The organism is Glycomyces sp. NPDC049804 (assembly GCF_040674615.1).
Lineage (GTDB): Bacteria > Actinomycetota > Actinomycetes > Mycobacteriales > Micromonosporaceae > Glycomyces > Glycomyces niveus.
The window spans coordinates 188,788-215,342 of sequence record NZ_JBFAMQ010000004.1 but is presented as its reverse complement, the minus strand read 5'-3'; the positions used below and the strand labels follow the sequence as shown (position 1 = coordinate 215,342).

The following is a 26,555-nucleotide window of genomic DNA, read 5'->3' as shown; positions in this document are numbered from 1 at the left end:
ACTGTGTTCGGCCGTGTCCGGCCTCCTCCTCATCGTGCAGCGGTCCGCGACCGGCCGCGCCGGGATCGCGGAACTCGTCGCGGCAGGGCGCTTCCCCGACCGGGGCGCGCAGGGGGGCGTGTCCCGTCTCAGCGCAGACTGAAGGCGGTCGGAATGGATCAGAATGGTGTCGGCGAGCGCCCGAGAACCGGGCATGAGACGACGGGAAGTGATGTGGAGGTGGGTACGGGATTCGAACCCGTGTGCACGGCTTTGCAGGCCGTTACCTAACCACTCGGACAACCCACCTTGACGCGAAAGGCCCAAGCCTTGTGAACCTGGGCCTTCCACTTCGGTGGACGATACTGGGATTGAACCAGTGACCTCTCCCGTGTCAGGGGAGTGCTCTCCCGCTGAGCTAATCGTCCGGGATAGCGCTCTTTCGAGCTCCGAGCGGACGACCGGGATCGAACCGGCGACCTACACCTTGGCAAGGTGTCGCGCTACCAACTGCGCTACGTCCGCATGTCTTCCAGGGGTTTTTCCGTTCCCCGGCGACGGGATAGAACTTTACCCAATGCCCGACCGGGCGTCCACCGGGGGGTCGGGGCTTCCGGCTTCGGGGCATGTTGTCGCAGCGCTCTGGCAGAATCCTCCCGTGGCTCAAGCTATCGATCAGCGCATCGCCGAGGAACTCTCGGTCGGCGCCCATCAAGTCCGCTCGGCCGTCGCGCTTCTCGACGACGGCTCCACCGTCCCGTTCATCGCCCGGTACCGAAAAGAGGCCACCGGGGGCCTCTCCGACGAGCAGCTGCGCGCCCTCGAAGAGCGCCTGGGTTACCTGCGCGAGTTGGAGGCCCGCCGCAAAGCGGTGCTCGAATCGATCGCCGAGCAGGGGAAACTCACCGAAGCGCTCGCCGCGCAGATCGACGCCGCCGACACGAAGGCGCGGCTCGAAGACCTCTACGCGCCCTTCAAGGTCAAGCGCCGCACGAAGGCCCAGATCGCCCGCGAGGCCGGCCTGGAACCCCTCGCGGACCTGCTTCTGAGTGATCCCTCACAGGACCCGGAGACCGCTGCCGCGGGGTTCCTCAACCCCGAGGCGGAGGTGAACGACGCGGCCGCGGCGCTCGCCGGGGCCCGCGCGATCCTCACCGAGCGGTTCAGCGAGGACGCCGACCTCATCGGCGACCTGCGCGAACGCATGTGGAAGCGGGGCCGGCTGGTCTCGAAGGTCCGCGCCGGCGCCGAGGAGAAGGGCGCCAAGTTCTCGGACTACTTCGACTTCGCCGAGACCTTCACCACGCTCCCCTCGCACCGGGTGCTCGCGCTCATGCGCGGCGAGAAGGAGGAGGCGCTGTCGCTCGCGCTCGAACCGGGTGAATCGGAGGTCGACGGCGCGGACTGCGAGGCCGTGATCGCCGCGAAGTTCGGGATCAAGGACGCGGGTCGGCCCGCCGACGCGTGGCTCGCGAAGACCGTCTCGTGGGCCTGGCGCACCCGCATCCTCGTCAAACTCGGCGTCGACCTGCGGATGCGGCTGTGGCAGCTCGCCGAGGACGAGGCCGTCAAGGTCTTCGCCGCGAACCTCAAGGACCTGCTGCTCGCGGCCCCGGCCGGGCCGAAGACCGTGATGGGCCTCGACCCGGGCTACCGCACCGGCGTCAAGGTGGCCGTGGTCGACCCGACCGGCAAGGTCCTCGACGCGACCGCGATCCTCCCCCACCAGCCGCAGAACCAGTGGGACGCTTCACTGGCGACCCTCGCGTCGCTGGTCAAGAAGCACGGCGTGCAGCTCATCGCGATCGGCAACGGCACCGCCTCGCGCGAGACCGACCGGCTCGCCGCCGACCTCATCAAGGCCATGAGCGGGGTCGCGGAGCTGTCGAAGATCGTCGTCTCCGAGGCCGGGGCCTCGATCTACTCGGCGTCGGCGTACGCCACCAAGGAGCTCCCGGGCATGGACGTGTCCCTGCGCGGGGCCGTCTCGATCGCGCGGCGCCTCCAGGACCCGCTCGCGGAGCTGGTGAAGATCGAGCCGAAGCACATCGGCGTCGGCCAGTACCAGCACGACCTGACCGAGTCCAAACTCACGAAATCCCTTGAGGCCGTCGTCGAAGACGCGGTGAACGCCGTCGGCGTGGACCTGAACACCGCGTCCGTGCCGCTGCTGTCGCAGGTCTCCGGGCTCTCCGAGAGCGTCGCGGCGAACATCGTGGCGCACCGCGACGAGCACGGCCGCTTCGCCGACCGCAAGGCGCTGCTCGGCGTGCCGCGCCTGGGCCCCAAGGCGTTCGAGCAGGCCGCCGGGTTCCTCCGGGTCGCGGGCGGCGACAACCCGCTCGACGCCTCCGCGGTGCACCCCGAGGCGTACCCGGTGGTCGAGCGCATCCTCGCCGCCACCGGCGCGCCCATCGGCGCTCTCGTGGGGGACGCCAAGACCCTCCGCAAACTCAAGCCCGGCGACTTCGCCGACGACCGCTTCGGCGTGCCCACGGTCTCGGACATCCTCGCCGAGCTCGAGAAGCCCGGCCGCGACCCGCGCCCCGAGTTCAAGGCCGCCACCTTCAAGGAAGGCGTGGAGAAGGTCGCGGACCTCAAGCCGGGGATGCTCCTCGAAGGAGCGGTGACGAACGTCGCGGCCTTCGGCGCGTTCGTCGACATCGGCGTCCACCAGGACGGTCTCGTCCACATCTCCGCGCTCGCCAGCCGCTACGTGGAGGACCCGCGCGAGATCGTCAAGCCCGGCGACGTGGTCAAGGTCAAGGTGCTCTCGGTCGACCTGCAGCGGCAGCGGATCGCGCTCACCATGCGCTTGGACGACGAGCCCGAAGCGGGCGGCGGCCAGGGCGGCCAGCGCCGCGGGCAGGGTGGTCAGGGCGGGAACAACAAGGGCGGCAAGGGCAACGGGCGGCGGCAGCCGCAGCAGCGCGGCGGCCAGCAGGCGGCCCCGCAGAGCGCGATGGCCGAGGCGCTGCGTCGCGCCGGGCTCGCGAAGTAGCGATGAAGGCGGCCGGAGCGGCCGCGCGGTGAACCGGTCGGGCCGAGTGCCGGCCGGATGCGTTCACGGAGCGCCCGGCGGCCGCCGGGCGCTCCTTTACGCTTGGGGCGTGCTGAACCGCTTCCCGGTCTCCCGGACGGACCTGCTCCTCGGGGTCGCCAACGCCGTGATCGTGCTGGGCTGGACGCTCACGCAGTGGGCGCTGCAGATGCGCGACACGATGGGGCTCAACGAGTCCCTGGCGTGGGTGGTGCTGTGCGTCTCGGTCGCGGCCCTGTTCTTCCGCAGCGTCTTCCCGCTCATCGTGACGCTGGTGACGATGGCCTGCACGATCGTGTACTACCCGGCGTCCGCGATCGACGGGCCGATGCTGCTGGCGTTCGTGATCGCCTTGTACACGCTCGCGGCGCTGGGGCGGCTGCTCGCGGCCGGGGTGATCGCGGTGGGCGTGTTCCTGACGGTGGTGATCTCGGAGATCCTGGCGGACTTCGCGCACATGACCGAGAGCGAGACGTTCATGCTCGGCGGGTGGATCATCGCGGTCCCGGCGATCGGCGCGGTCGTCGCGCACTACCGGCGGTACCGGGCCGAAACGGCTGTGGCGCTTGCGGAGACGCAGCTGCGGAGTGCGGCCGAGGAGCGGCTGCGGATCGCGCGGGAGCTGCATGACGCGGTGGGGCACCACCTGTCGCTCATCAATGTGCAGACGGCGGCGGCGCTGCGGAAGCTCCGCAAGGACCCGCTGTTCCGGACCGAGGAGACGCTGCAGGTCATCGCGGATACGAGCCAGTTGTCGCTGCGGGAGCTGCGGGCGATGGTGGGGGTGCTGCGCGAGCCCGGGGAGGATTCGCCGACCGGGCCGGGGCCGAGCCTGGAGCAGCTGCCGTCGCTGGTGGACGCGGCGCGCGCGTCGGGCCTCGAGGTGGACGTGCGCGTGGACGGGAGCGCGGTGCTGCCGGCGGCGGTGGACGCGGCCGCGTACCGGGTGGTGCAGGAGTCGCTGACGAACGTGCTGCGGCATGCGAAGGCGAAGCGGGTGCAGATCAAGGTGGTGACCGGGACGTCGACGCTGGCGGTCGCCGTGGTCGACGACGGCCGCGGGGATGCCAAGGGCGCCAAAGGGGCCGGGAACGGTCTGACGGGGATGCGCGAGCGGGCCGAGAGCCTCGGCGGTACCTTCACTGCGGGGCCGCGCGAGGACGGCGGCTTCTCGGTCGAGGCCACGTGGCCGCTGGAGGTTGACAGGTGATCCGGGTGATGCTGGTGGACGACCAGCGGCTGGTGCGGGCGGGGTTCGCCTCGATCCTCGGCGACGAGGAGGACATCGAGCTGGTCGCGGAGGCGGGCGACGGGTCCGAGGCTTTGGAGCTGGCGCGGCGGCACCGCCCCGACGTGGTGCTCATGGACATCCGGATGCCCGCTATGGACGGGTTGGAGGCGACGGAGCGGATCGGCCGGGACGCCAAGCTCGACGGCGTCAAGGTGGTGATCCTGACGACCTTCGACGAGGACGACTACGTGTACCGGGCGCTGCGCGCGGGCGCGAGCGGGTTCCTGGTGAAGGACACCGACCCGGACGAGCTGATCCACGCGATCCGGGTGGTCGCGGCCGGGGACGCGCTCATCTCGCCGAAGGTGACGCGGCGGCTCATCGGCGAGTTCGCCGGGCGGATCGCCCGGCCGGAGCCGAGCTCGAAGCTGAACGCGCTCACCGAGCGCGAGACCGAGGTGCTCAAGCTCGTGGCCACCGGGATGAGCAACGACGAGATCGCCGGGACCCTGTTCCTCTCCCCCGCGACGGCGAAGACGCACGTCAGCCGCATCATGTCGAAGCTCTCGGCGCGCGACCGGGCGCAGCTGGTGGTGACCGCGTACGAGTCGGGCCTGGTGCGCCCGACCTGGACCGACGGCGAGTGATGCGACTGCCGACGTAGTGCCGGCGCGAGTCCTCATCCCTGGGACGTACGGCGAATGCCGCTGCCGAGCCGATGCGGCAGGGCGGCCCTGACGGCGAGAGTGGTCGGCATGGAACCACACCTTGCCTCGAAGCCCTCCGCCCTGGCGCGGCTGTCCGGTTGGACGCAGCGCCGCCCCTGGATCGCACTCCTCCTCTGGGTCCTCGTGTTCGGCGCCGCGATCGGCGCGTCGGGCGCGGTCGGCTCGGCGTTCGAGGACGACAACTCGATGCCCGGCACCGAGTCGCAGGAGCTCGCCGACCTGCTCGACGAGCGCGCCCCTGAAGCCAACGAGTCCACCGTGCAGGTGGTCTTCGGCGCCGACTCGGTCGCCGCCGAGCGGGACCGGGTCGCGGCCTTCCTGGCCGACCTCGCCGACGAGCCGGGCGTGACCGGCGTGAACGACCCGTTCGCCGAGCACGGCGCGATCAGCGAGGACGGCACGGTCGGCTACGCGACCCTGACCTGGGACGGCACCACCGCCGAAGCCGCCGAGCTGATCCCGATGGCCGAGGACGCCTCGGGCGAGGGCCTGACGCTCGCCCTCGGCGGCGACGTCATCCGCGAGGCGGGCGAAGGCGGGGGCGGCGCGGCCGAGGGCATCGGCATGCTCGCGGCCCTGGTGATCCTCGTGTTCATGTTCGGGTCCCTGCTCGCCGCGAGCCTGCCGCTCATCACCGCCCTGTTCGCCGTGGGCACCGCGTTCTGCCTGTCCATGCTGGTGTCCCATGTGGTCACGCTGCCGACGTTCCTGACGCCCATCATGTTCCTCGTGGGCTTCGGCGTGGGCGTGGACTACGCGCTGCTGATCTTCGCCCGCTTCCGCTCCGAGCTGCAGGGCGGCGCGAGCCGGAGGGCCGCCGCCGCGACGGCGCTCGACACGGCCGGCCGCTCGGTCCTGTTCGCCGGCTCGGTGGTCATCGTGGCCCTCATGGGCCTGTTCGCGCTCGGCCTGGGCTCGCTCCAGGCGGTCGCGATCGCGGTGGCGCTCACGGTGCTCGTGACGATGCTCGCCTCGGTGACGCTGCTGCCCGCCCTGCTGGCGCTGTTCGGCAAGCGCATCGAGCGGCGCGTCCGCAAGAAGGCCGCGAAGGCGAAGCGGGTGCCGGGCGCCCGCTGGGTCGGCTGGTCCCGGTTCGTGGAGCAGCGGGCCTGGCTGGCGATCATCGTCGTCACCGCCGGGCTCGCGGCCCTCGCGACCCCGCTGCTCGACCTGCGCCTCGGCTTCGCCGACGCCGGGACCGACGCGGAGGGCACGACCAGCCGCGAAGCGTACGACCTGCTCTCCGCCGAGTTCGGGGAGGGCTTCAACGGCCCGCTCATGGTCGTCACCGACGGCACCGAGGCCGAGGCGAACGCCGCGTACGAGACGCTCGCCGGTCTCGACGCGGTCGAGCTGGCGTCGCCGCCGTTCGCGATCGGCGACGAACTGTGGATGTCCACGGTGGTCGGCACCGCCGGCCCGGCCGACCAGGCCACCGTCGACCTCGTCCACGAGCTCCGCGACGAACTCGGCGCGGTCGACGGCGACCAGCTCGTCGGCGGCTCCACCGCCGCCGCGATCGACTTCAGCGACATCATGATCGAGAAGGCCCCGCTGTTCCTGCTGTTCGTGGTGGGCCTCTCGCTCCTGCTGCTGATGGTCGTCTTCCGCTCGATCCTCATCCCGGTCAAGGCCGCGATCCTCAACCTGATGACGATCGGCGCGAGCCTCGGCGTGGTCGCCTGGATCTTCCAGGAGGGCATGTTCGGCATCCCGGCCGGACCGGTCGAGGCCTTCGTCCCGGTGATGTCCTTCGCGATCATCTTCGGCCTCTCCATGGACTACGAGGTGTTCCTCATGTCCCGCATGCGCGAGGAGTGGCAGCGCACCGGCGACGCCCTCGTCGCGGTCCGCCGCGGCCTCGCCTCCACGGGCGGGGTGGTGACCGCCGCCGCGGCGATCATGATGGCCGTGTTCGGCTCGTTCATCCTCGACGACGCCCGCCTGCTCCAGCAGTTCGGCATCAGCATGGCCGTCGCGATCTTCATCGACGCGTTCGTGATCCGCTGCCTCCTCGTCCCCGCCGTCATGAAGGTCATGGGACGCGGCGCCTGGTGGATCCCGAAGTGGCTCGACAAGGCCCTGCCCCACGTCACCGTCGAACCGGAGACCGAGCCGAAGCGCGCGGACCGCGAACCGGCCCTGACCCGTTAGAAAGGAAACCGAGGCCCCGGCGCGATGCGCCGGGGCCTTCTTCAATCCTGCGCGGCGGCCCTGAGCGCCGCGAGCTCCTCAGGCGGCGACATGCGCACGACCGCGCCGATCTCGGCCATGTACCGCCGCCGCTCCGCGGGGAACCGCGCCCGCACCGCCGCCGGGTCCTTCAGCAGCTCGCCGTAGATCACGAGGCCCTCGGCGTAGAACAGGTCGACCAGTCGGGGCTCGCCCGCCGCTGTCGCCATCACGTTGTGCGGGTTGCGGTCCAGCCCGCCCCAGTACGGGATCGCCTCGGCCGCTTCGGCATCGAGCCGCTCCGCGGTGGCCCTGACCACCGCGATCGGATCGTCCGGACCGGCCTCGTCCCACCGCTGCCACACCGCCTCCGCCCGCTCCTGATCGGCCGGGGCCAGATGCTCCATGACGGTGAGCCGCCCGCCGCCCTCGAGCGGCGCGTCCAGCTCGATCCGCGGCAGCAGCGGATTGCCGGGGAGCGCCCGGCACAGCCGCACGAACACTTCATAGGCCGGCTCGAACGGACTCACCCGCGCCGCCAGCGCCCCGTCCGGCGAGCGCCACACCGTCGCCCAGTCCCCCGCTCCGCAGACGTTCCACCCGTCCGCGAGCAGCCACCCGGCCGCCTCCCGGTGGTTCAACTCCGCCAAAGCGGCCGGATCGGACGGGAACCCGCGCAGCGCATCAATCACGCCCGCAGCCTATGCACCCGCCGGACTCCGGTAAAGCGACTATCGGGCGGGCGAGCACGAAGCGCTTCAGGCCATGAGGCCGAGGTAGCGGACGACCGCGTATTCGACCTGCTCCATGTCCTCGCGTTTCAAGAAGTCGACGAGGTCGCCGGTGACATACCGCGTGTCGATGGTGCGCAACTGGTCGACCAGCAAGCGCGTAGTCCGGCCGGCGACGAGGGCCTCGGGCCGGAAGGCCGATCCTTGGGCGCTGGTCGAGGTTGGAACGACGATCACCGTGCTCCACCGCTCTTGCTGCGTGTTCAGCACCAGGCCGAGCCGCTTGCCGCGCTGCTCGTGGCCGCGCTTCGCGTCCCCGAGGTCGATCGGGTAGACGGCGCCCCGGATCACCGGCCTTCGTCCTTGCGGGCGGGGACGATGAGGTCCGTACCGACGATGCGGATGGCGCCGCTCTCGTCGTACTCCCACGCGTCGGGTTCGTCGGAGAGGTCTTCGAGGGCCAGCCGGGCCATGTCGGCTCGGGCCTGGTCCTCCCAGGCGAGCCGTTCGAGGCTGCGCAGGCCGCGACGGAGGACATCGGAGGTGCTCTCGCCTTCGCGTTTGAAGCTCTCGATGATCCGCTCGTCGTCGTCGGTGGGACGGAAGCCAATAGCCATGCATCGAGTGTACAACAATTGTCAAACACACGTCCGCCCTCGTCCGCCGTGTCGCGTTTCGGGGAACTCATGCTGCTCGGTCCGCTGGGGTCTAGCCTCGGATCCAAGGGCGTTATCGCAGGTGGAACGGGGTGGTTGCGATGCTGGAATTGCTCGCCAGGAACTGGGCCTGGGTGCTGGTGCGGGGTGTCTTCACCATCGTCTTCGGGGCCATGGCCGTGTTCTGGCCGGAGATCACGCTGCTCGCGCTGGTCATCCTGTTCGGCGCGTACGCCGTGGTCGACGGGATCACCGCGATCGCCATGGGGATCAGGCGCTCCAGCGGGCGCGGGATCCTGATCGTGCTCGGCGCGGTCGGCGTGGTCGCCGGCCTCATCGCCCTGTTCTGGCCGGGGATCAGCGCGCTCGCGCTGCTGTACCTGATCGCGATCTGGGCGATCGTGATCGGCTTCGGCTCGATCGTGAGCGGCTTCGGCCTCTCGCGCGACGCGGGCGGGCGCTGGCTGTTCGTGATCTCCGGCCTCGCCGGAGTCGTGCTGGGCATCGTGCTGCTGGCCAATCCCGAAGAGGGCGCGGTGGCGCTGGTCGTGACGATCGGGTTCTTCGCGATCATCTGGGGCTTCTTCACGGTGTTCACCGCGGTGCGGCTGCGGCGGCTCGCCAAGGAGCTTGACGGCCGCATGGAGTTCACGGATATTTAGGACGGTAAATATTGACGTCGGGGCGCGAGGTTGGGCGCGCACCCGCTCAGACGACCTGGAGTCGCCATGCACCCAACCCGCACACGCCGCACCGCGGTGAGGACCGCCTTGGTGGTCCTCACCGCGGTGCTCGCGGTCTTCGCGGCCGCCGCCCCCGCGTCGGCCGGAGCGCCGATCGGATTCGCGACCGAAGCGCTCGGGGAGGACTACTGCACCCTCTACTCGACCGCCGGCGAGGCCGAATGGGCCGAGATCGGCGTCGAGCCGACGGTGAACGTCACCGGCAAGGCCTGGACCTCGTTCCACCGGGACGGCCGCATCTGCCTGGGCGTGGAACCGCACGACCGCCACCTCGAGGTCGTCGCCTACGACAAGGACGCCCCCGTGGACGTCGAGTACGTGCCGATGCCGGAGCGCGACAACGGCATCGAATACGCCTTCGCGCTCACCGCGGACGAGACCGCTTCGATCGACTACCTGACCGTGGCCGTCTGCCGCACCGAACCGGTGACCGGCACGCAGCCGCCGCACTGCGACGGGAAGATCGTCATCGCCCCGCCCGCTTGACGGGCGCAGGGAAAGCGGCCCGCGCGAGGCGCGGGCCGCTGCTCGTTCGGCTTGAGACGCGCGGGCGTCAGTTCGCCCAGGCCTTCCAGGCGTCGATCTGCTCCCGGACCTTCGCCAGCTGGTCGGCGACCGGCTTCGGGCCGGTGGAGCCCGGGGTGGTGCGGCCCGCGAGGGCGCCGTCCACGTCGAGGACCTGCTTGACGGCCGGGTCGAGGTGCTCGGAGATGCCGGCCAGGTCGGCGTCGGCGATCTCGTGGAGCTCGATGCCGCGCGACTCGCAGTGGGCCACGCAGGCCCCGGCGATCTCGTGGGCGCTGCGGAACGGCACGCCCTTGCGCACCAGCCAGTCCGCGACCTCGGTCGCGAGGCTGAACCCGGTCGGCGCGGACGCGCGCGTCACCTCGACGTTGAACGTCATGGTCGCGACCATGCCGGTCACGGCCGGGAGGAGGAGCGCCAGGTTGTCGAGCGAGTCGAAGACCGGCTCCTTGTCCTCCTGGAGGTCCTTGTTGTACGTGAACGGCAGGCCCTTGAGCGTCACCAGCAGACCGGTCAGGTTGCCGACGAGACGGCCCGCCTTCCCGCGCGCCAGTTCCGCCACATCGGGGTTCTTCTTCTGGGGCATGATCGACGAGCCCGTGGAGAACGCGTCGTCGAGCGTGACCCAGCCGAACTCCTGACTCGACCAGAGGATGACCTCCTCCCCCAGGCGGGAGAGGTGGATGCCGATCATCGAGCACGCGAAGAGCAGCTCGGCCGCGAAGTCGCGGTCCGAGACGCCGTCGAGCGAGTTCGCCACGGGGGCGTCGAAGCCCAGCTCCTCGGCGACCGCGACCGGGTCGAGCGGCAGCGACGAGCCCGAGAGCGCGCCCGAGCCGAGCGGGGAGAGCGCGGCGCGCTTGTCCCAGTCCCCCAGGCGCTCCAGGTCGCGCAGGAGGCCTTGGGCGTGGGCCAGGAGCTGGTGGCCGAGGGTGATCGGCTGCGCGTGCTGCAGGTGGGTCATGCCCGGCGCGGGCGCGTCCACGAGCCCGGCGGCCTGCTCGGTGAGGGCACTGACGAGGTCGGTGAGGTCGGCGGCGAGGCCGCGCACGTGGTCGCGGCAGTAGAGGCGCAGGTCCGTGGCGATCTGGTCGTTGCGCGAGCGGCCGGCGCGGAGCTTGCCGCCGAGTTCCCCGAGGCGTTCGACGAGACCGCGTTCGAGCGCGGTGTGCACGTCCTCGTCCGCGATGGTGCCGGTGAACGCGCCGGAGGCGACGTCCTCGCCGAGGCCGTCGAGGGCCCCGAGCATCCGCTCCAGCTCGTCGGCGGTGAGCAGTCCGGCTCGGTTGAGCACGCGCGCATGGGCTTTCGAGGCCTTGAGGTCGTACGGCGCGAGGCGCCAGTCGAAGCCGATCGAGGCGTTCAGGGCCTCGAGCGCGGCGGCCGGGCCGCCCGAGAAGCGGCCTCCCCACAGTTTCGCCATTACGCGGCGTCTCCCTTGCTGTGCATCACGGTCATTGCTGGTGGTCTTGGGCCGCATAGGGGTCGGGGCCTTTGCCCGCCCAGTGCAGCATCTGGTCGGCGACGTGCGCGCCGGTCACGCCGTCGCGCGCGATCACGGCGATGGTGTCGTCCCCGGCGATGGTGCCGATCACGTCGGACAGGCCCGAGCGGTCGATGGCGCTGGCGAGGTACTGGGCCGCGCCGGGCGGGCAGCGCAGGACGGCCATGTTGCCGGAGTGGTCGGCGCCGACGAGGAGTTCGCGCAGGAGCCGCTGGAGGCGGTCCGAGGCGATCTCGGTGTCGCGAAGGGGCCGTTCGCCTTCCTCGAAGATCGAGTAGACGGCGCTGCCGCCGTCGGTGCCGCGCACCTTGACCGCGCCGAGCTCTTCGAGGTCGCGCGAGAGCGTGGCCTGCGTGGCCTCGATGCCGTCGGCGGCGAGGAGGTTCGCCAGCTCGGTCTGGGAACGGATCGGGCTGCCCGAGATGAGCTCGACGATCCGGGCCTGGCGGGCGGCCTTGGTGGTCGGTTGGTTCATCGGCGCTCACTCCGGTGAGGGGCGACGCGTCGGCACGCGGCGTTCTCCGAGTCGCTCAGAGCGCAGCGGGCCGGCGAGGGGTGCGGGCTCACGGTCGTCGCTCCTTGAGGAGCCAGGCGAGGAGCGCCTTCTGCGCGTGGAGGCGGTTCTCGGCCTGGTCGAACACGCGCGAGCGCGGGCCGTCCATGACCTCGTCGGTGATCTCCTCGCCGCGGTGCGCGGGAAGGCAGTGGAGGACGATCGAGTCCGGCGCGGCGTGGGCGAGGAGTTCGCCGTTGAGCTGGTACGGCGTGAGTTCCTGGATGCGCTTCTCGTTGTCGGCCATGCCCATCGAGACCCATGCGTCGGTCGAGACGACGTCGGCGCCGGCCACGGCCTCGACCGGGTCCTCGGTGAGGGCCACGGAACCGCCGGTCTCGGCGTTGATCTCGGCCGCGCGGGCCAGGACCTCGGGGGCGGGCTGGTAGGCCGCGGGGGCGCCGATGCGGACGTGCATGCCGGCCATCGAGCAGGCGATCACGGTGGAGTTGCCCATGTTGAACGCGGCGTCGCCGAGGTAGGCGATGCTCGTGCCCTTGAGCGGCTTGTGCTCGGCGATGGTCTGCAGGTCGGCGAGGAGCTGGCACGGGTGCCAGCCGTCGGTGAGGGCGTTGACGACCGGGACGCTCGCGTGGGCGGCGAGCTCTTCGATCCGGTCGTCGCCGAAGGTGCGGATCACGATCGCGCTCACGTACCGCGAGAGGACCCGGGCGGTGTCCGAGACGGTCTCGCCCCGGCCCAGCTGCGTGGAGTGGGCGTCGATCACGACCGAGTGGCCGCCGAGCTCGGCGATGCCGACGTCGAAGGAGAGCCGGGTGCGGGTGGAGGGCTTCTCGAAGACGACCGCGACGGACAGCGGGCCCGCGAGCGCGGGGAAGCCGTGGCGGTCGGCCTTCATCTTCGCGGCGAGGTCGAGGACTTCGGCCTGCTCGGCGACGGTGAGGTCGTCGTCCTTGAGGAAATGCTTCTTCTTCAGCGGAGCTGAGTGCTTCAGGGTCACGGTCGGCCTCCGGGCGCGGGGATGACGAGGTCGAGGGCTTCGAGGAGCTTGTCGCAGAAGGCGTCCAGCTCCGATTCGGTGATCGTGAGCGGGGGCGCGATCCGGACCGTGTCGGGCCGGGGCGCGTTGGCGAGCACGCCGAGGCCGATGAGCCGTTCGACCGCTTCGGCCGCGACGGGTTCGGCGAGGTTGATGCCGCGCCACAGGGCCTGGCCGCGGACCTCGGTGATCCGGGGGTCGGCGGTGAGGCGGGCGTCGAGGCGCTCGCCCAGGGCGAGGACGTTCTCGAAGAGGTGGTCGCGCTCGATCGTGTCGATCACCGCGAGGGACGCGGCGCACGCGATCGGGTTGCCGCCGAACGTGGACCCGTGGGCGCCCTTGGTGAAGAGCGCGGCGGTCGCCGCGGTGGCGAGCACCGCGCCGATGGGGACGCCGCCGCCGAGTCCCTTGGCGAGGGTCACGACGTCGGGGACGATGCCCTCGGCGTGGTGGGCGAACCAGGCGCCGGTGCGGCCGAACCCGGACTGGATCTCGTCCAGGGCCAGGAGCGCGCCGTGCTCGGCGGTGAGTTCCCTGGCGGCCTTGAGGTACCCGGCCGGGGAGGGGACGACGCCGGTCTCGCCCTGGGTGGGTTCGAGGAAGACGGCGGCGACGGTCTCGTCCACGGCGGCCTTGAGCGCGTCGGCGTCGCCGTAGGGCACGAACACGACGTCGCGGCCGAAGGGCGCGAAGGGTTCGCGGATCGCGGCCTTGCCGGTGATCGACAGGGCGCCGAGGGTGCGGCCGTGGAAGCCGTTCTCGGTGGCGACGATCCGGGTCTTCCCGGTGGCCGCGCCGTGGAGGATCGCGAGCTTGAGCGCGGCCTCGTTGGCCTCGGTGCCCGAGTTGCAGAGGAAGACCCGCCCGGGGTTGCCCCACAGCTCGAGGAGCTTCTCGGCGAGCTCGACCTCCTTCTCGTGCAGGAACAGGTTCGAGGTGTGCGCGAGCCGGGCGGCCTGCTGGCTCACGGCCTCCACGAGCGCGGGGTGGTTGTGCCCGAGGCTGGAGACGGCGATGCCGCCGATCATGTCGAGGTAGGTGTTGCCGTCCACATCGGTCACGGAGCGGCCCTCGCCCTCGCGGAGGGCGACGGGCGGCAGGCCGTAATTGCCCATGAGCGCGGCTTCGTACCGGGTCTTGATCTGCTCCGCGTAGGTCATTTCGACTCCTGGACCATGGTGCCGACGCCGTCGGTCGTGAAGATCTCCAGCAGCGTGGAGTGGGGCACGCGCCCGTCGATGACGTGCGCCTGGGGGACGCCGCCCTTGACGGCGCGCAGGCAGGCCTCCATCTTGGGGACCATGCCGGCCTGGAGGGACGGCAGCATGCCGGCGAGCTTGTCGGTGGTGATCTGGCGCAGGAGCGAGTCCTTGTCGGGCCAGTTCTCGTAGAGGCCCTCGACGTCGGTGAGGACGATGAGCTTCTGCGCGCCGAGCGCTTCGGCGAGCGCGGCGGCGGCGGTGTCGGCGTTGAGGTTGTAGAGGACGCCGTCGTGGTCGAGGGCCACGGTGGAGACGACCGGGATGCGGCCGGCGGCGATGAGGTCGTCGACGGCGGCGGTGTTGACAGAGGCGACGTCGCCGACGCGGCCGACGTCGACCCGCTCGCCCTCGACCTCGGCCCAGCGCCGCTTGGCGGTGAACAGCTGCGCGTCCTCGCCGGACATGCCGACCGCGAACGGGCCGTGGTTGTTGATGAGCCCCACCAGTTCCCGGCCGACCTGGCCGACCAGGACCATCCGGACCACGTCGGCGGCCTCGGGGGTGGTGACGCGCAGGCCGCCCTTGAACTCGGAGGCGATGTTGAGTTTCGCGAGCATGGAGGAGATCTGCGGGCCGCCGCCGTGCACGACGACGGGCTTGATGCCGACGTAGTGCAGGAACACCATGTCGGCGGCGAACGCGGCCTGCAGCTCGGGGTTGATCATGGCGTTGCCGCCGTACTTGACCACCACGATGGAGCCGGTGAAGCGCTGGAGCCACGGCAGGGCCTCGATGAGGGTCTCGGCCTTGCCGAGGGCTTTCTGCAGGTGAGGTGCGAGGTCGTCTGTCAGGCTCATGTGCTGTACGCCGAATTCTCGTGAACGTAGTCGTGGGACAGGTCGTTGGTCCAGATGGTGGCCGAGGCGGGGCCGTTGTGGAGCTCGATGTCGATCGTGACCTCGCGGCCCTTGAGGTCGACGAGGTCGCGCGGCTCCCCGGCGGCGCCGGCCCTGCAGATCCAGACGCCGTTGACGGCGACGTCGACCGCGTCGGCGTCGAAGGGCGCCTTGGCGGTGCCGACGGCGGCGAGGATGCGGCCCCAGTTCGGGTCGGAGCCGAACAGGGCGGTCTTGACGAGGCTGTCGCGGGCGACGCAGCGGGCCACTTCGACGGCGTCGTCCTCGACCTCGGCGCCCGAGACGGTGATGGCGACGTCCTTGGTGGAGCCCTCGGCGTCGGACAGGAGCTGGTGCGCGAGGTCCTTGCACAGCTCGGTGAGCGCGGCGATGAACTCGTCGGCCTCGGCCTCGACGCCGGAGGCGCCGGAGGCGAGCAGGAGCACGGTGTCGTTGGTGGACATCGACCCGTCGGAGTCGAGCCGGTCGAACGAGTACCGGCAGGCGGTGCCGAGCGCGGCGTCCGCGAGCGGGGCGTCGACGACCGCATCGGTGGTGAGCACGACGAGCATCGTGGCCAGGCCCGGCGCGAGCATGCCCGCGCCCTTGGCGATGCCGCCCACGGACCAGCCCGCGGGGCTGGTGACGACGGCGTTCTTGGCGACGGTGTCGGTGGTCATGATCGCGGTGGCGGCCGCGGGGCCGCCGTCGGCGGCGAGGGCTTTCGCGGCGGCCTCGACGCCCGGCAGGATCTTGTCCATCGGCAGCTGCTCGCCGATGAGCCCGGTCGAGCAGACCGCGACTTCGACTGCGCCGCAACCGAGGACCTCGGCGGTCTTCTCGGCGGTGGCGTGCGTGTTCTGGAAGCCCAGCGCGCCGGTGCAGGCGTTCGCGCCGCCCGAGTTGAGGATGACGGCCTTGAGCGCGCCGGTCTTCAGGACCTGCTGGGACCATTTGACCGGGGCGGCCTTCACGCGGTTGCCCGTGAAGCGGCCCGCCGCGACCTGCAGCGGGCCTTCGTTGACGACGAGCGCCATGTCGGGGTTGCCGGAGGCCTTGAGGCCCGCGGTGACGCCCGAGGCCTGGAAGCCCTTGGGGGACGTGATGGTCATGCGTTTACTCCGGTTCGGGTAACGGCGAGCGAAGCGGGCCGGCGGGCGGGGCGACGGGTGTGAGCGGTCACGGCGCCACTCCGTTCACGGTGAGGCCCGCGGCCTCGTCGAGGCCGAGCATGAGGTTGGCGCACTGCACGACCTGCGCGGCCGCGCCCTTGCCGAGGTTGTCGATCGCCGAGGTGACGATGATCCGGCCCGAGTCCTTGTCGACCGTGCCCTGGAGCTGGACGGCGTTGGTGCCGTAGGTGGCGGCCGTGGAGGGCCACTGGCCTTCGCGCAGCACATGCACGAAGTGCTCCCCGTCGTAGGCCTTCACCAGGGCGGCGTGCACATCGGCGGCGGTGACCTCGGCGGCGGCCTTGGCGGTCACCGTGGAGATGATGCCGCGGGGCATCGGCGCCAGCAGCGGCGTCATCGAGATCGAGGCGGCGCCGGAAGCCTGCTTGATCTCGGGCACGTGCTGGTGCGCGCCGACCTTGTACGCGCTCATCGAGCCCATGACCTCGCTCGCGAGGAGGCTCTTCTTCGGGGCGTTGCCGGCGCCGGAGGTGCCGGAGGCCGCGACGACCACCACGTCCTCGGGCGAGGCGATCCCGGCGTCGAGCAGGGGCCGCAGGGCGAGGATGGTGGCGACGGCGTAGCAGCCGGTCGCGGCGACCCGCGTCGAGGCGGCGACCGCCTCGCGCTGGCCGGGGAGCTCGGGCAGGCCGTACGTCCAGGTCCCGGCGTGCGGGCCCGGGTAGTAGGCTTCCCAGGCCGCGGCGTCCTGGAGCCGGTGGTCGGCCCCGAGGTCCACGATCTTCTGGTCGGCCGGGAGCTGGGCGGCGAGCGCGGCCGACTGGCCGTGCGGGAGGGTCATGATGACCAGGTCGGCGCCTTCGAAGGCCTCCGGGCTCGTCGGGGTGAAGCGTCGGTCGCCGTACGCGGTGAGGTGGGGGTGGACTGCGGTGATGTACTCACCGGCGTTGCTGTGCGCGCCCGCGGCGACGACGTCGAGCTGCGGGTGGTCGGCGAGCAGCCGCAGCACCTCGCCCCCGGCGTAGCCGCTGGCACCCGCCACGGCGACCTGATAAGCCACTGGAAAACCTCCGTGTTGAATGACTATGCAGAGCACTGTATCAGCATTCAGCCGGGGTGTCGCGCTCGAATTCCGGAGGTTGGGAAGTGATCACCGCCCTGTTCGCGGGCGGCCGCAGGTCGCCGGAACCTCAGCGCCCCTGTTCACGGGCGAAGATCGCCGCCTGCACGCGGTTGGCGAGACCGAGTTTCGCGAGCACCCGTGTGACGTGCGATTTCACCGTCGCCTCCGCCATGCCGAGCTCGCCCGCGATCTCCGCGTTCGACATGCCCTCGCCGATGAGCGCCAGCACCTCGGTCTCGCGCGGTGTCAGGTTCGCCAGCCCGGCGCCGTCGACCGCGATCGGGGCGTAGGCCGGGCGCGAGCGCGCGAACTCCGCGATGAGGCCGCGCGTGACCGCGGGCGAAATCAACCCGTCGCCGCGCGCGATCGTGCGCACCGCCTCGACCAGCGTCTCGGCGTCGGCGTCCTTGAGCAGGAACCCGCTGGCCCCCGCCCGGAGCGCGTCGAAGACGTTCGCGTCGTCGCCGTAGCTGGTCAGCACCAGCACGTCGGCGACGCCGCGCAGTTCGGCCGCGGCCGCGATGCCGTCCTTGCGGGGCATCCGGATGTCCATCACGACCACGTCCGGGCGCAGCTCCCTCGCGCGCTCCACCGCCTCGACGCCGTCGGCGGCCTCGCCGACCACCTCGATGTCGTCGGCGCTGTCCAGCAGCATCCGCAGCCCGGCGCGCACCGCCGCGTGGTCGTCGGCGAGCAGGACCCTAGCCACCATTGCCTCCCGTGGGGATTGCCGCGCAGACCTTCCAGCGGGTGCCGTCGAGTCCGGCGTGCACCTTACCCCCCAGCAGCCGGACCCGTTCCGTCATGCCGACCAGGCCCGCCCCGCCTCTCGGCACCGCGTCGTTCCACGGCGCGGTGGCCTCGGGGTCGAGCGCGTTCTCCACCCGCACCGTCAGCCGCTCGGCCTCGAAGCCGATCACGACCGAGGCGTCCGAGCCGTACTTGAGCGCGTTCGTCAGCGCCTCCTGCACCAGCCGGTACACGGTCAGCTCGACCTCGCCCGGCAGGTCCCGCTGCACCCCTTCGACCTCGAAGTCGACCTTCAACCCGACCGCGCGGATGCGCTCCACCAGGTCCGGCACCTGGTCGATCCGGTACGACGCCAGCTCCTCGCCCTCGTCCCCCGCGCGCAGCAGCCCGATGATGCGCCGCAGCTCCGCCAGGCCCTCCACCGAGCTCGAGCGGATCGCGGCCACCGAGGTCCGCACCGTCTCCGCGTCGAGGTCCTTGCGGGCCTGCAGCGCCGTCGACTGCAGGGCGATCGCCGAGAGGTAGTTCGCGACCGTGTCGTGCAGCTCCCGGGCCATGATCGTGCGTTCGCGCAGCACCGCTTCGCGGCGGCGCACGTCCGCCAGGCGCGTCGCCTGCTCCGCCCGCTCGGCCTCCAGGTTCGCCCGGTCGTGCGCCTGCCGCACGATGACGCCCGTGGCGATCGGCGAGAGCAGCACCACCGCGGCGATCGCGAGCGTGGTGAGCACCGCGACCAGGCTCCGGCCCTCCAGGACCGAGAACACCCCGAGCCCCAGGACGAGGAGCGCCACCACCGGTGCGAGGACCCGGACCTTGCGGCGCGGGCCGTAGCGGGCGAACGCGTAGAGGTTGTCGGTGAAGACGCAGGCCGTGGCCAGCGACAGTCCGATGCCGACCTCCATGCAGAACCCGACGGTGCCGATGGCCAGGCACCAGCCCGGCGCGGCCCGCCGGATCACCACGCCCAGGCAGGTCAGCGCCAGCGGCACGAACCGGACCCACATCGGCAGGTCCGCCACGTACCGCTCGAAGCTGCCCAGTCCGATCAGGAGCGACCCGGCCGCGAACAGCAGCCCCGCGGCGATCGCGTCGCCGCGGTGGACGCGCTGGAGGAGGCCCGGGGAATCGGTCATGCCCCCATCCCATCACGCCCGGGCCGCCGCGTCCTCAGCCTCGATGCGTATCCGCGCCTCCGACTTTGGTCGCACCCGGAGTGGATACGGGCCGCCCCGGGCGACATCATTGACATGTGCCCCGAAGTGAACAATCCTCGCCTCCCCCGGTCGAATGGGCGAGGTACGCCGGCCCGCTCCGCACCCTCGTCATGCTCAACGCGCTCTTGGCGTTCGCCCTCGAGATGGCGATGTTCGCCTTCGTGGGCTGGTGGGCGCTCGCGCTCGACCTCGCCTGGTGGGCCAGGATCCCGATCGCGGTCGCCGCGGTGGGGGCGCTCATCGCGGTGTGGGGCGCGTTCGCCTCGCCGCGAGCGCGGTTCCTCCTGCCGACCGCGGGCGTGGTCGCGGTCAAGGCCGCCGCGTTCGGCTCCGGGGCACTGGCCCTGTGGGGACTCGGCTACGCGGCCGCCGCGGTCGCGTTCGCGGTCCTGGCGGCCGCGAACACGACGGCGACGACGTACGTCAGAACCCGGCCAGCAAAGTGATCGCCCAGGTCGGGTCGTCGGTCGGCCAGTCGCTGGTCGGCCAGTCGCTGTTCTCGAGCTCGTTGAACGCGGCGCCGACGAACACGATCATGATGATGTAGTAAGCGATCCAGAAGATCGTGGCGGCCGTCCCGATCCAGCCGAGCACGATGCCCGCCGTCGCCATGCCGTCGCCCTGGTCGCCGGTCTCGCGGATCTGCCGCTTCGCGACGTTGCCGAAGATGAGCGCCAGGATGCCCAGGAAGCCGCACACGCCGACGATCCCGACGACCATCGCCGCGACCGCCATGCCGTTCGTGGGCCGCGGCGGCACGTACGGCGGGTACCCGTAGGGCTGGGGCGGGTACGGCACGTAGGGCGGCGGGACCTGCGGCGGCGGGGGCGGCTGCTGGGACTGCGAGTACGGGTCGGGCGTGGTCATCGAGGGCACCTCTCAGAAAGAACTGCAATCAGCTTAAGCGCTCTGAGCCGATCCCCTGGGCCCCCGCGTCGGCCGTCTCGAGCACGGCGCCTTCGCGAAGGGCGCGTTCGCGGTCGAGCAGCGGCGCGAGCGCCCACCACATGAAGACGGCGACCGCCGCGCCCGTGGCCGCGCCCGCGACCGTGTCGGTCAGCCAGTGCGCGTGCTGCCAGTTGCGGGCGAGCATCATCGCGCACGTCAGCGCGATCGCGAACGGCCACCAGCGGCTCCAGTGCCGGGCGGGGACGAAGAGCACCGCGATGACGACCGCGATCGCGGCGATCCGGGAGCTGTGCCCGGACGGGAACGCCCACGAGCCGGTGTCCACCGTGATGTCGCCGGGGCGCGGACGCTCGGCCAGGTGCTTCCCCGCGTCGGTGACGAGCTTGGTCGCCGCGAGCGCCGCGCAGACGTACACCGCCGAACGCCAGCGCCGCACGAGGAGCAGCAGCACGATGCCGACGGCGCCGAGGACGAGGCCGAACTCGCCGCCGAGGTGGTTGAAGAGCTCGGCGGCGTGCCAGAGCGGGCTGCCGCCCGGGCTGCCGACGAGGCCGTTCCACCAGTCGTCGAGGCCCTGCCACGGCGGGGAGCCGGGGTCGGCGCGCACCCAGAGGGCGTCGCCGAGCACCGCCAACGGCACCGCGATCGAGAGTGTCAGGAGCAGCCGCGATCGCGGGAAGCCGTTGGGGGTCAAGCTAGTACACCGTGGAGTTCGAGATGGAGTTCGCCGCGGTGCCGATGATGGCGAACAGGATGATGAAGTAGGCGACCCAGACCAGGGTGAAGGCGATGCCGACCCAGCCGAGGATGCGCCCGGCCTTGGCCATCGGGCGGCCGATGCCCATGCCGGCGTTGATCTCCCGCTCGGCGCTCTTGCCGAGCACGAGCGAGATGATGCCGAGGAGGCCGGTGCAGAACAGGACGCCGCAGACGAGCGCCGCGACGGCCTTGCCGTTGATCTCGACGCCGCCGGCCTGCTGCTGCGGGTAGGCGGGCGGTGCCATGGGCATGCCCGGCGGCGGGGGCGGCTGCATGCCCGGGGGCTGGGACTGCTGCTGATAAGGGTCGTAGGACATGGTGACTCCTCATGGCTGGTGGGCGTTGCCGGAGCCCGCACCCTACCACTGCGGCTCAGCAGAACGGCCAGTTGCAGTCCTCCGTGGTGGACGGTTCCGGCTCGGGTTCCGAGGAGGACGAGGGCTCGGGGTCGGGTTCGGCGGAGGTGGGGTCGGGTTCGGGTTCGGCCGCGCTGCTGGTGTCGTCCGCGGACGGCGAGTCGGAGGCGCTGGGCGAGGAGGAGGCGCCGCAGCCCTCGGCGTCGGGATTGGTCCGGCAGTAGGCGCTGTCGGGGTCGATCTGGCCGTCGTCGCCCACGATGTCCTCGGTCAGGTCCTCGCCCTCGCCGGAGGCGCCGGGCAGCCGCTCGGCCTCGTAGTCGTTGGTCTCGATGGCGGTGTCGATGACGTTGCGCCACAGTCCTACGCCGCCGTCGGCGGCGGCTTCGCCGTTGGCCCAGGCGGCGACGCTCAGCTGCGGTATCGCGCCGACGAACCAGGCCTGCGTGGTCTCGCCGTGGTAGTCGGCGCCCACGCCGAAGAAGTCGCGGTCGTCGATGGCCTCGGCCTCGCCGAGGCCGAGGAACTGGAGGTCCTGGGCGGTGGTCTCGGCGAGGGCCTGGTTGGTGGCGATGTCCTGGTCGGCGGGGACCTCGTCGTCGCCGGTGTCGATGACCCGCTCGATGAAGTGGGTCTCGGCCTGGAGGCCGCCCGCGGCGATGGTGGCGTAAACGCCGGCCATGTCGACGACGCTGACGGGGTAGGTGCCGAAGTCGGCGGCCTTGAGTCCGCCGTACTCGCCGTTCGCGAGGTCGTAGACGGTGCCCTGGCCGTCGGCGATGGTCCTGAGCCCCATGCCCTTCGCGGTCTCGAGGACCGCTTCGACGCCGTACTTCTCGGCGACGGCGTCCATCGCGCCGGTGCGCGACTCCTGCACGGCGGCGGCGAGGGTGACGTCGGTGTCCTGGTCGCTCCACCACGATTCGATGGAGGCGCCCGCTTCGAGTGCGGTGGCGGCGGTGATCATGTCGAACACCGAGGAGGGCGGGTGGGGCGCGGCGGCGCTGACCTGGTCGGCGCCGGAGGCCCGCTCGGCGCCGTAATAGCAGCGCACCGCGCCGGTGCCGGGTTCGACGGCGACGACGCCCGCTTCGTCGGGGGTCTGCTCGGCGGCCTCTTGGAGGGCCTTGTCGAGGGTGAGGACGACGCGGAGGCCGTCGGGCCGGGCGGCCTCGTCGTAGAGCTGGTCGGGGGTGAGGCCGTAGCGGGCCTCGAGTTCGGCGTTGATCTGCTCGGCCAGCGAGGGGTGCCGGTCGGCGAAGTCGTCGGGGAGTGCCTGGCCGCCCGCGTAGAGGTAGGCGGCGTCCTCCTGGTCGGCCCCGCCGGCGCCTTCGCTCGGCAGGTTGGCGAGGACGATGGTGACGCCGATGGCGATCACGAGGACGACGGCCCCGCCGACGGCCAGGCGAAGCCGGTCGATCTTGAGGAGCCCGTCGAAGACGTGCGGATCGACCTTGATGGCGGAGAAGACGTTCGTGGCGTCCTTGCGCCGCGCACCGTTGTAGGACGCGCCGGCGGGTGCGGCTCGGTGGCTGCGGGCCAACGCGCCTTGCGAGCCGGTCCGCCTCCGCCGCCTGCCAACGCGAGAGGGGTTCCCGTTATTCACACCACGTACCTTAAAAGGCGCGGACCAGCCGGGAACCCCCGGCTCTGGGCTTACTGCCCGTAACCGGCTGACGCGGACACGCGAATGGGGCGCCCCATCGCACCTGCGATGTTGCGCCCCAGGAGTCGCAACCGTCTATTCGCGAATGGAAGCGCCGAAACGCGCGGCCGCCACGGCGACGGCGGCGTCGCGCACGGCCACGCCCTCCTCGTTCGTGAGGGTCCGGTCGGCGGCGCGCAGCTCGAGCTTGAAGGCGAGCGACTTCTTGCCTTCACCGAGCTTCGCGTCCCGGTAGACGTCGAAGAGCCGCAGCGAGTCGAGCAGTTCGCCCGCGCCTTCGCGCAGGGCCGCCTCGACCTCGCCCGCCGGGACCTCCTCGCCGAGCACGATCGCCACGTCGATGAGGGTGGCCGGGAAGTGCGAGATCACCGGCGCGGGCGCCAGGTCGGGCAGCGGCAGCGCGGTGAGGTCGAGCTCCATCGCGGCGGTGCGCCGGGGCAGGCCCAAGCGCTCGCAGACCTCGGGGTGCAGCTCGCCGGCGTGGCCGACGACGGCCCCGCCCACGCGCAGCTCCGCGCAGCGGCCCGGGTGCCACGGCGCGGCCTCCCCTCGGGCCGCTTTGAGCTTCACACCCGAGGCCTCGGCGACGATCTCGGCGGCCTCGACCGCGTCGGCCCAGTCCACGGCGCGGCCCTGGACGTCCACACCGGACGGCACGTTCTGTCCGCACAGCACGGCGGCCACATGCCGCGGCTGCGCCGGCAGGCGCCGGATCGCGGCCGCGATGGCCTCGTCCTCGGGGCGCTTGGAGACCGGCAGCTCGACCACTTCGAGGTCGGACCAGCCCTCGGCGGGCTGGAAGACCAGGCCCTCCTCGAACACCGCGAGGTCCTTCGCGCCGCGCGCCAGGTTGAGGCGCACCGCGTTCACCAGGCTCGCGAGCACGGTGGTGCGCAGCAGCGGCGCGGCGTCGTCGAGCGGGTTGAGCACGGCGACGGCCTCGCGCTGCGGGTCCTTCTCGTCCAGGCCCAGCTCGTCGGCGCGCTCGCGCGAGACGAACGGGAACGTGTAGGTCTCGACGAACCCGTTGTCCGCCAGGGCGCGGGCCACGCGGCGGCGGCGCCGCTGCGAGGAGGTCAGGCCGGTTCCGGCGATCGCGCGCGGGATGCTCGAGGGGATGTGGCCGTAGCCGTGGAGGCGGGCCACCTCCTCCACGAGGTCGGCGGGGTCGGTGAGGTCGGGGCGCCACGAGGCGGGCACCACGGTGAGGACGTCGCCGCCCTCCACGGTGCCTTCCTTGACGACGCCGCCGACGACGGTGCAGCCGGCCGCTTCGAGCATCGCGACGACGAGGTCGCGGTCGTAGTCCACGCCGATGGTCCGCGACGGCAGGTCGACCGGCATCACGATCGGCGCGGCCGGCTCGCGGTGGTCGATGTCGGCCACGGCCTCGACGAGGGTGCCCCCGCCGTACTCGACCAGGAGGTCGGCCGCGCGCTGGGCGGCGATGAGCGTGATCCCCGAGTCCGCGCCGCGCTCGTAGCGCTTGGAGGCCTCGGAGGTCAGCTTGTGCCGCCGCGAGGTGCGGGCGATCGCGGTCGGGTTCCAGTGCGCCGCTTCGATGAGCACGTTGCGGGTGGTCGGCCCGACCTCGGAGGTCTGGCCGCCCATGACGCCGGCGAGCGAGAGCGGGCCGGTGCCGTCGGTGATGACCATGTCCTCGGGGTCGAGCTTGCGCTCCACGTCGTCCAGGGTCTTCAGCGTCTCGCCCGGCTTGGCGCGGCGCACGACCATGACGTCCTCGAGGGCGTCGCGGTCGAAGGCGTGCAGCGGGTGCCCCAGCTCGAGCATGAGGTAGTTCGTGACGTCGACGGCCAGGCCCAGCGGGCGCATCCCGGCCTGGGTGAGCCGCTTGGCCATCCACTCCGGGGACTCGGCGTTCGCGTCCACGTCGCGCACCTCGCGCAGCGTGAACCGCGTGCAGCCGTCGGTCTCGACCCGCACCGGGTAGGGCGGGTGCTCGGTCGCGGCGGGCTCGGCGGCCTTGGACGCCGGGTCGGTGAACGCGACGCCGAGGCGGTGCGCGACCTCGCGGGCGATGCCGCGCACGGAGAAGCAGTAGCCCATGTCAGGGGTGATCGCCAGCTCGAACACGACGTCGTCCAGGCCCACGAGCGGGCGCGCGTCGGCGCCCACTTCGCCCTCGGGGAGGACGATGATGCCCTCGTGGTCGTCGGAGACGCCGAGTTCGCGGGCCGAGCAGATCATGCCGTCCGAGAGGCGGCCGTAGGTCTTGCGCGAGCCGATCTTGAACCCGCCGGGCAGCTCGGCGCCCGGCAGGGCCACGACGACGAGGTCGCCTTCGGCGAAGTTCCGCGCGCCGCAGATGACCGAGCGGGGCTCGGCCTCGCCGACCTCCACCCAGCAGTGGCGGATCGGCTTCTTGAACTCGGTCAGCTCCTCGATGGAGGCGACGCGGCCGACCACGAGCGGGCCGGTGACGCGGCCGCGCAGGTCGTCGACCTCTTCGACCTCGAGCCCGGCCTCGACCAGGGCGGCGTCGAGCGCCTCCGTGGTGAGGTCCGCGGGCAGGGCGGCGTACTCGGCGAGCCAGGAAACGGGGATCCTCATCGTCTACTCCTCCACCTTCAGCCCGGCGGGGAACCGGACGTCGCCGTCGATGATGTCGCGCAGGTCGGTGATGCCGTGGCGCAGCATGAGCGCGCGCTCCACGCCCATGCCGAACGCGAAGCCCGAGTACACGTCGGGGTCGATGCCGCAGGCGCGCAGCACGCGCGGGTTGACCATGCCGCAGCCGCCCCACTCGATCCAGCGCGGCCCGTCCTTGTGCGCGGCGAACCAGACGTCGACCTCGGCGCTCGGTTCGGTGAACGGGAAGTACGAGGGCCGCAGGCGCGTGATCGCCTCGGGGCCGAAGACCGACTTCGCGAAGTGGTCGAGGGTGCCCTTGAGGTCGGCCATGGTGATGCCCTTGTCGACCACGAGGCCCTCGGTCTGGTGGAACACGGGCGAGTGGGTGGCGTCGACCTCGTCGGTGCGGTACACCCGGCCGGGCGCGACCGTGTAGATCGGCGGCTCCTGCGTGAGCATGGTGTGGATCTGCACGGTCGAGGTGTGGGTGCGCAGCACCATGTTCGAGCCGTACTCGCCCTTGCCGTCGGCGATGTGGAAGGTGTCCATCATGGTCCGGGCCGGGTGGTCCGGGTGGATGTTGAGCGCGTCGAAGTTGAACCACTCGAGCTCGACCTCGGGGCCCTCGCCGATCTCGTAGCCCATGGCCACGAACAGGTCGGCGATGCGGTCCATCTGGACGTTGATCGGGTGGCGGGCGCCTTGGCGGCGGCGGGGCGTGCGCGCGGTGACGTCGACGGTCTCCTCGCGGAGGACGCGGGCGGCCTCGGCCTCCTTCAGGATCGCCTCGCGGGCCTCGAAGACCGCGGTGATCTCGGTGCGGGCGGCGTTGACATTGCGTCCGGCCTCCCCGCGCTCCTTGCCCGGGATCGAACCGATGGCCCTGCGGGCCAAGGACACCGGCGCCTTGTCGCCGAGCGTGGCGGATTTGGCGGCGGCGAGTTCTCCAAGGTCGGAGGCGGCCTCGATGATCGCGGCGGCGTCCTTGACGGCCCCTGCGAGGGCCTCGGGCTGGAGCAGGCCAGCCTCATTCTCTGTAGTCATTCGTCTCTCTCCTGGCGGGACCTTTAGGAGTCTAGAAAAGGCGCGCGGC

General features: G+C 71.5%; 25 protein-coding genes, 3 tRNA genes and 1 pseudogene. 8 read left to right on the top strand and 21 right to left on the bottom strand.

Translation table 11 applies throughout. From position 1 onward, the window contains the following. Window positions 1–13: 13 nt before the first annotated feature. Window positions 14–142: a hypothetical protein gene (locus AB0K52_RS07925; protein ID WP_363527767.1), complete on the top strand. Its 129-nt coding sequence runs from the start codon at window positions 14–16 to the stop codon at window positions 140–142. Between the two features lie 72 nt (window positions 143–214). Here the strand turns inward: AB0K52_RS07925 and AB0K52_RS07920 are convergent. The 3 genes from AB0K52_RS07920 to AB0K52_RS07910 form a co-directional block, all read right to left on the bottom strand. Further along, window positions 215–288 (bottom strand) — tRNA-Cys (locus AB0K52_RS07920). A 47-nt stretch (window positions 289–335) separates the two neighbouring features. Next, window positions 336–407 (bottom strand) — tRNA-Val (locus AB0K52_RS07915). A 24-nt stretch (window positions 408–431) separates the two neighbouring features. After that, a tRNA-Gly gene (locus tag AB0K52_RS07910) sits at window positions 432–504 on the bottom strand. A 133-nt stretch (window positions 505–637) separates the two neighbouring features. On the opposite strand from AB0K52_RS07910, the gene AB0K52_RS07905 reads away from it, so the two are divergent. The 4 genes from AB0K52_RS07905 (at window position 638) to AB0K52_RS07890 (ending at window position 7,132) form a co-directional block, all read left to right on the top strand. After that, a complete protein-coding gene (locus tag AB0K52_RS07905) occupies window positions 638–2,980 on the top strand; it encodes a Tex family protein (protein WP_363527764.1) in 2,343 nt (780 codons plus the stop codon). Between the two features lie 109 nt (window positions 2,981–3,089). After that, window positions 3,090–4,229, top strand: coding sequence for a sensor histidine kinase (locus AB0K52_RS07900; RefSeq protein WP_363527761.1), 1,140 nt, complete (start codon window positions 3,090–3,092; stop codon window positions 4,227–4,229). After that, the gene (locus tag AB0K52_RS07895; protein WP_363527759.1) at window positions 4,226–4,897 is read left to right on the top strand and encodes a response regulator transcription factor; all 672 of its coding nucleotides are present in this window, start codon (window positions 4,226–4,228) and stop codon (window positions 4,895–4,897) included. The genes AB0K52_RS07900 and AB0K52_RS07895 overlap by 4 nt, the downstream gene beginning before the upstream one ends. A gap of 108 nt (window positions 4,898–5,005) precedes the next feature. Then, complete coding sequence (locus AB0K52_RS07890) at window positions 5,006–7,132, top strand: MMPL family transporter (protein ID WP_363527756.1); 2,127 nt, start codon at window positions 5,006–5,008, stop codon at window positions 7,130–7,132. Window positions 7,133–7,173: 41 nt separating this feature from the next. Here AB0K52_RS07890 and AB0K52_RS07885 read toward each other — a convergent pair whose 3' ends face one another. From AB0K52_RS07885 to AB0K52_RS07875, 3 genes and pseudogenes are all read right to left on the bottom strand, one after another. Further along, a complete protein-coding gene (locus AB0K52_RS07885) occupies window positions 7,174–7,842 on the bottom strand; it encodes a hypothetical protein (protein WP_363527753.1) in 669 nt (222 codons plus the stop codon). A gap of 66 nt (window positions 7,843–7,908) precedes the next feature. Then, entirely contained in the window at window positions 7,909–8,232 is a 324-nt protein-coding gene (locus tag AB0K52_RS07880; RefSeq protein ID WP_363527750.1) for a type II toxin-antitoxin system PemK/MazF family toxin, read from the bottom strand. 74 nt (window positions 8,233–8,306) lie between these two features. After that, window positions 8,307–8,498: pseudogene (locus AB0K52_RS07875) on the bottom strand (hypothetical protein); the annotation flags it as partial. 140 nt (window positions 8,499–8,638) lie between these two features. Here AB0K52_RS07875 and AB0K52_RS07870 point away from each other — a divergent pair. Together AB0K52_RS07870 and AB0K52_RS07865 are read left to right on the top strand one after the other, a co-directional pair. Further along, a complete protein-coding gene (locus AB0K52_RS07870) occupies window positions 8,639–9,199 on the top strand; it encodes an HdeD family acid-resistance protein (protein ID WP_363527748.1) in 561 nt (186 codons plus the stop codon). 66 nt (window positions 9,200–9,265) lie between these two features. Next, a complete protein-coding gene (locus tag AB0K52_RS07865) occupies window positions 9,266–9,766 on the top strand; it encodes a hypothetical protein (protein WP_363527745.1) in 501 nt (166 codons plus the stop codon). A gap of 67 nt (window positions 9,767–9,833) precedes the next feature. Here AB0K52_RS07865 and argH read toward each other — a convergent pair whose 3' ends face one another. From argH to AB0K52_RS07820, 9 genes are all read right to left on the bottom strand, one after another. Further along, on the bottom strand, window positions 9,834–11,228 hold the full coding sequence (argH, locus tag AB0K52_RS07860) for an argininosuccinate lyase (RefSeq protein WP_363527743.1): 1,395 nt from the start codon (window positions 11,226–11,228) through the stop codon (window positions 9,834–9,836). A gap of 31 nt (window positions 11,229–11,259) precedes the next feature. Next, window positions 11,260–11,784, bottom strand: a complete 525-nt coding sequence (locus AB0K52_RS07855) for an arginine repressor (RefSeq protein WP_363527740.1) — start codon at window positions 11,782–11,784, stop codon at window positions 11,260–11,262. An 88-nt stretch (window positions 11,785–11,872) separates the two neighbouring features. After that, window positions 11,873–12,817, bottom strand: coding sequence for an ornithine carbamoyltransferase (gene argF / locus AB0K52_RS07850; protein WP_363528400.1), 945 nt, complete (start codon window positions 12,815–12,817; stop codon window positions 11,873–11,875). Between the two features lie 2 nt (window positions 12,818–12,819). After that, window positions 12,820–14,022 carry an acetylornithine transaminase gene (locus AB0K52_RS07845; protein WP_363527737.1) on the bottom strand — a complete coding sequence of 401 codons (1,203 nt, stop codon included), beginning with the start codon at window positions 14,020–14,022 and terminating at the stop codon, window positions 12,820–12,822. After that, window positions 14,019–14,921, bottom strand: coding sequence for an acetylglutamate kinase (argB, locus tag AB0K52_RS07840; protein WP_208494150.1), 903 nt, complete (start codon window positions 14,919–14,921; stop codon window positions 14,019–14,021). The genes AB0K52_RS07845 and argB overlap by 4 nt, the downstream gene beginning before the upstream one ends. Beyond that, on the bottom strand, window positions 14,918–16,072 hold the full coding sequence (argJ, locus tag AB0K52_RS07835; RefSeq protein ID WP_363527734.1) for a bifunctional glutamate N-acetyltransferase/amino-acid acetyltransferase ArgJ: 1,155 nt from the start codon (window positions 16,070–16,072) through the stop codon (window positions 14,918–14,920). The genes argB and argJ overlap by 4 nt, the downstream gene beginning before the upstream one ends. A 67-nt stretch (window positions 16,073–16,139) precedes the next feature. After that, the gene (gene argC, locus AB0K52_RS07830; RefSeq protein ID WP_363527731.1) at window positions 16,140–17,153 is read right to left on the bottom strand and encodes an N-acetyl-gamma-glutamyl-phosphate reductase; all 1,014 of its coding nucleotides are present in this window, start codon (window positions 17,151–17,153) and stop codon (window positions 16,140–16,142) included. Window positions 17,154–17,283: 130 nt separating this feature from the next. Continuing rightward, on the bottom strand, window positions 17,284–17,928 hold the full coding sequence (locus AB0K52_RS07825; RefSeq protein WP_363527728.1) for a response regulator transcription factor: 645 nt from the start codon (window positions 17,926–17,928) through the stop codon (window positions 17,284–17,286). Next, a complete protein-coding gene (locus tag AB0K52_RS07820; RefSeq protein ID WP_363527725.1) occupies window positions 17,918–19,099 on the bottom strand; it encodes a histidine kinase in 1,182 nt (393 codons plus the stop codon). Before AB0K52_RS07820 ends, AB0K52_RS07825 begins: the two co-directional genes overlap by 11 nt. 116 nt (window positions 19,100–19,215) lie before the next feature. Here AB0K52_RS07820 and AB0K52_RS07815 point away from each other — a divergent pair, with 116 nt between their 5' ends. Then, the gene (locus AB0K52_RS07815; RefSeq protein WP_363527722.1) at window positions 19,216–19,626 is read left to right on the top strand and encodes a YrdB family protein; all 411 of its coding nucleotides are present in this window, start codon (window positions 19,216–19,218) and stop codon (window positions 19,624–19,626) included. On the opposite strand, the gene AB0K52_RS07810 is transcribed toward AB0K52_RS07815, so the two are convergent. The 6 genes from AB0K52_RS07810 to pheS all read right to left on the bottom strand — a co-directional run bounded on the left by AB0K52_RS07810 (window position 19,604) and on the right by pheS (window position 26,506). Further along, on the bottom strand, window positions 19,604–20,047 hold the full coding sequence (locus tag AB0K52_RS07810) for a DUF4190 domain-containing protein (protein WP_363527719.1): 444 nt from the start codon (window positions 20,045–20,047) through the stop codon (window positions 19,604–19,606). The genes AB0K52_RS07815 and AB0K52_RS07810 overlap by 23 nt on opposite strands. A 28-nt stretch (window positions 20,048–20,075) precedes the next feature. After that, window positions 20,076–20,783: a phosphatase PAP2 family protein gene (locus AB0K52_RS07805; protein ID WP_363527716.1), complete on the bottom strand. Its 708-nt coding sequence runs from the start codon at window positions 20,781–20,783 to the stop codon at window positions 20,076–20,078. 1 nt (window position 20,784) lies between these two features. Further along, entirely contained in the window at window positions 20,785–21,165 is a 381-nt protein-coding gene (locus AB0K52_RS07800; RefSeq protein ID WP_363527713.1) for a DUF4190 domain-containing protein, read from the bottom strand. 55 nt (window positions 21,166–21,220) lie between these two features. Next, window positions 21,221–22,747: a penicillin-binding transpeptidase domain-containing protein gene (locus AB0K52_RS07795; protein WP_363527710.1), complete on the bottom strand. Its 1,527-nt coding sequence runs from the start codon at window positions 22,745–22,747 to the stop codon at window positions 21,221–21,223. A gap of 198 nt (window positions 22,748–22,945) precedes the next feature. Continuing rightward, window positions 22,946–25,441, bottom strand: coding sequence for a phenylalanine--tRNA ligase subunit beta (gene pheT, locus AB0K52_RS07790; RefSeq protein ID WP_363527707.1), 2,496 nt, complete (start codon window positions 25,439–25,441; stop codon window positions 22,946–22,948). A 3-nt stretch (window positions 25,442–25,444) separates the two neighbouring features. Continuing rightward, window positions 25,445–26,506, bottom strand: coding sequence for a phenylalanine--tRNA ligase subunit alpha (gene pheS, locus AB0K52_RS07785; protein WP_363527704.1), 1,062 nt, complete (start codon window positions 26,504–26,506; stop codon window positions 25,445–25,447). Window positions 26,507–26,555: the final 49 nt, after the last annotated feature.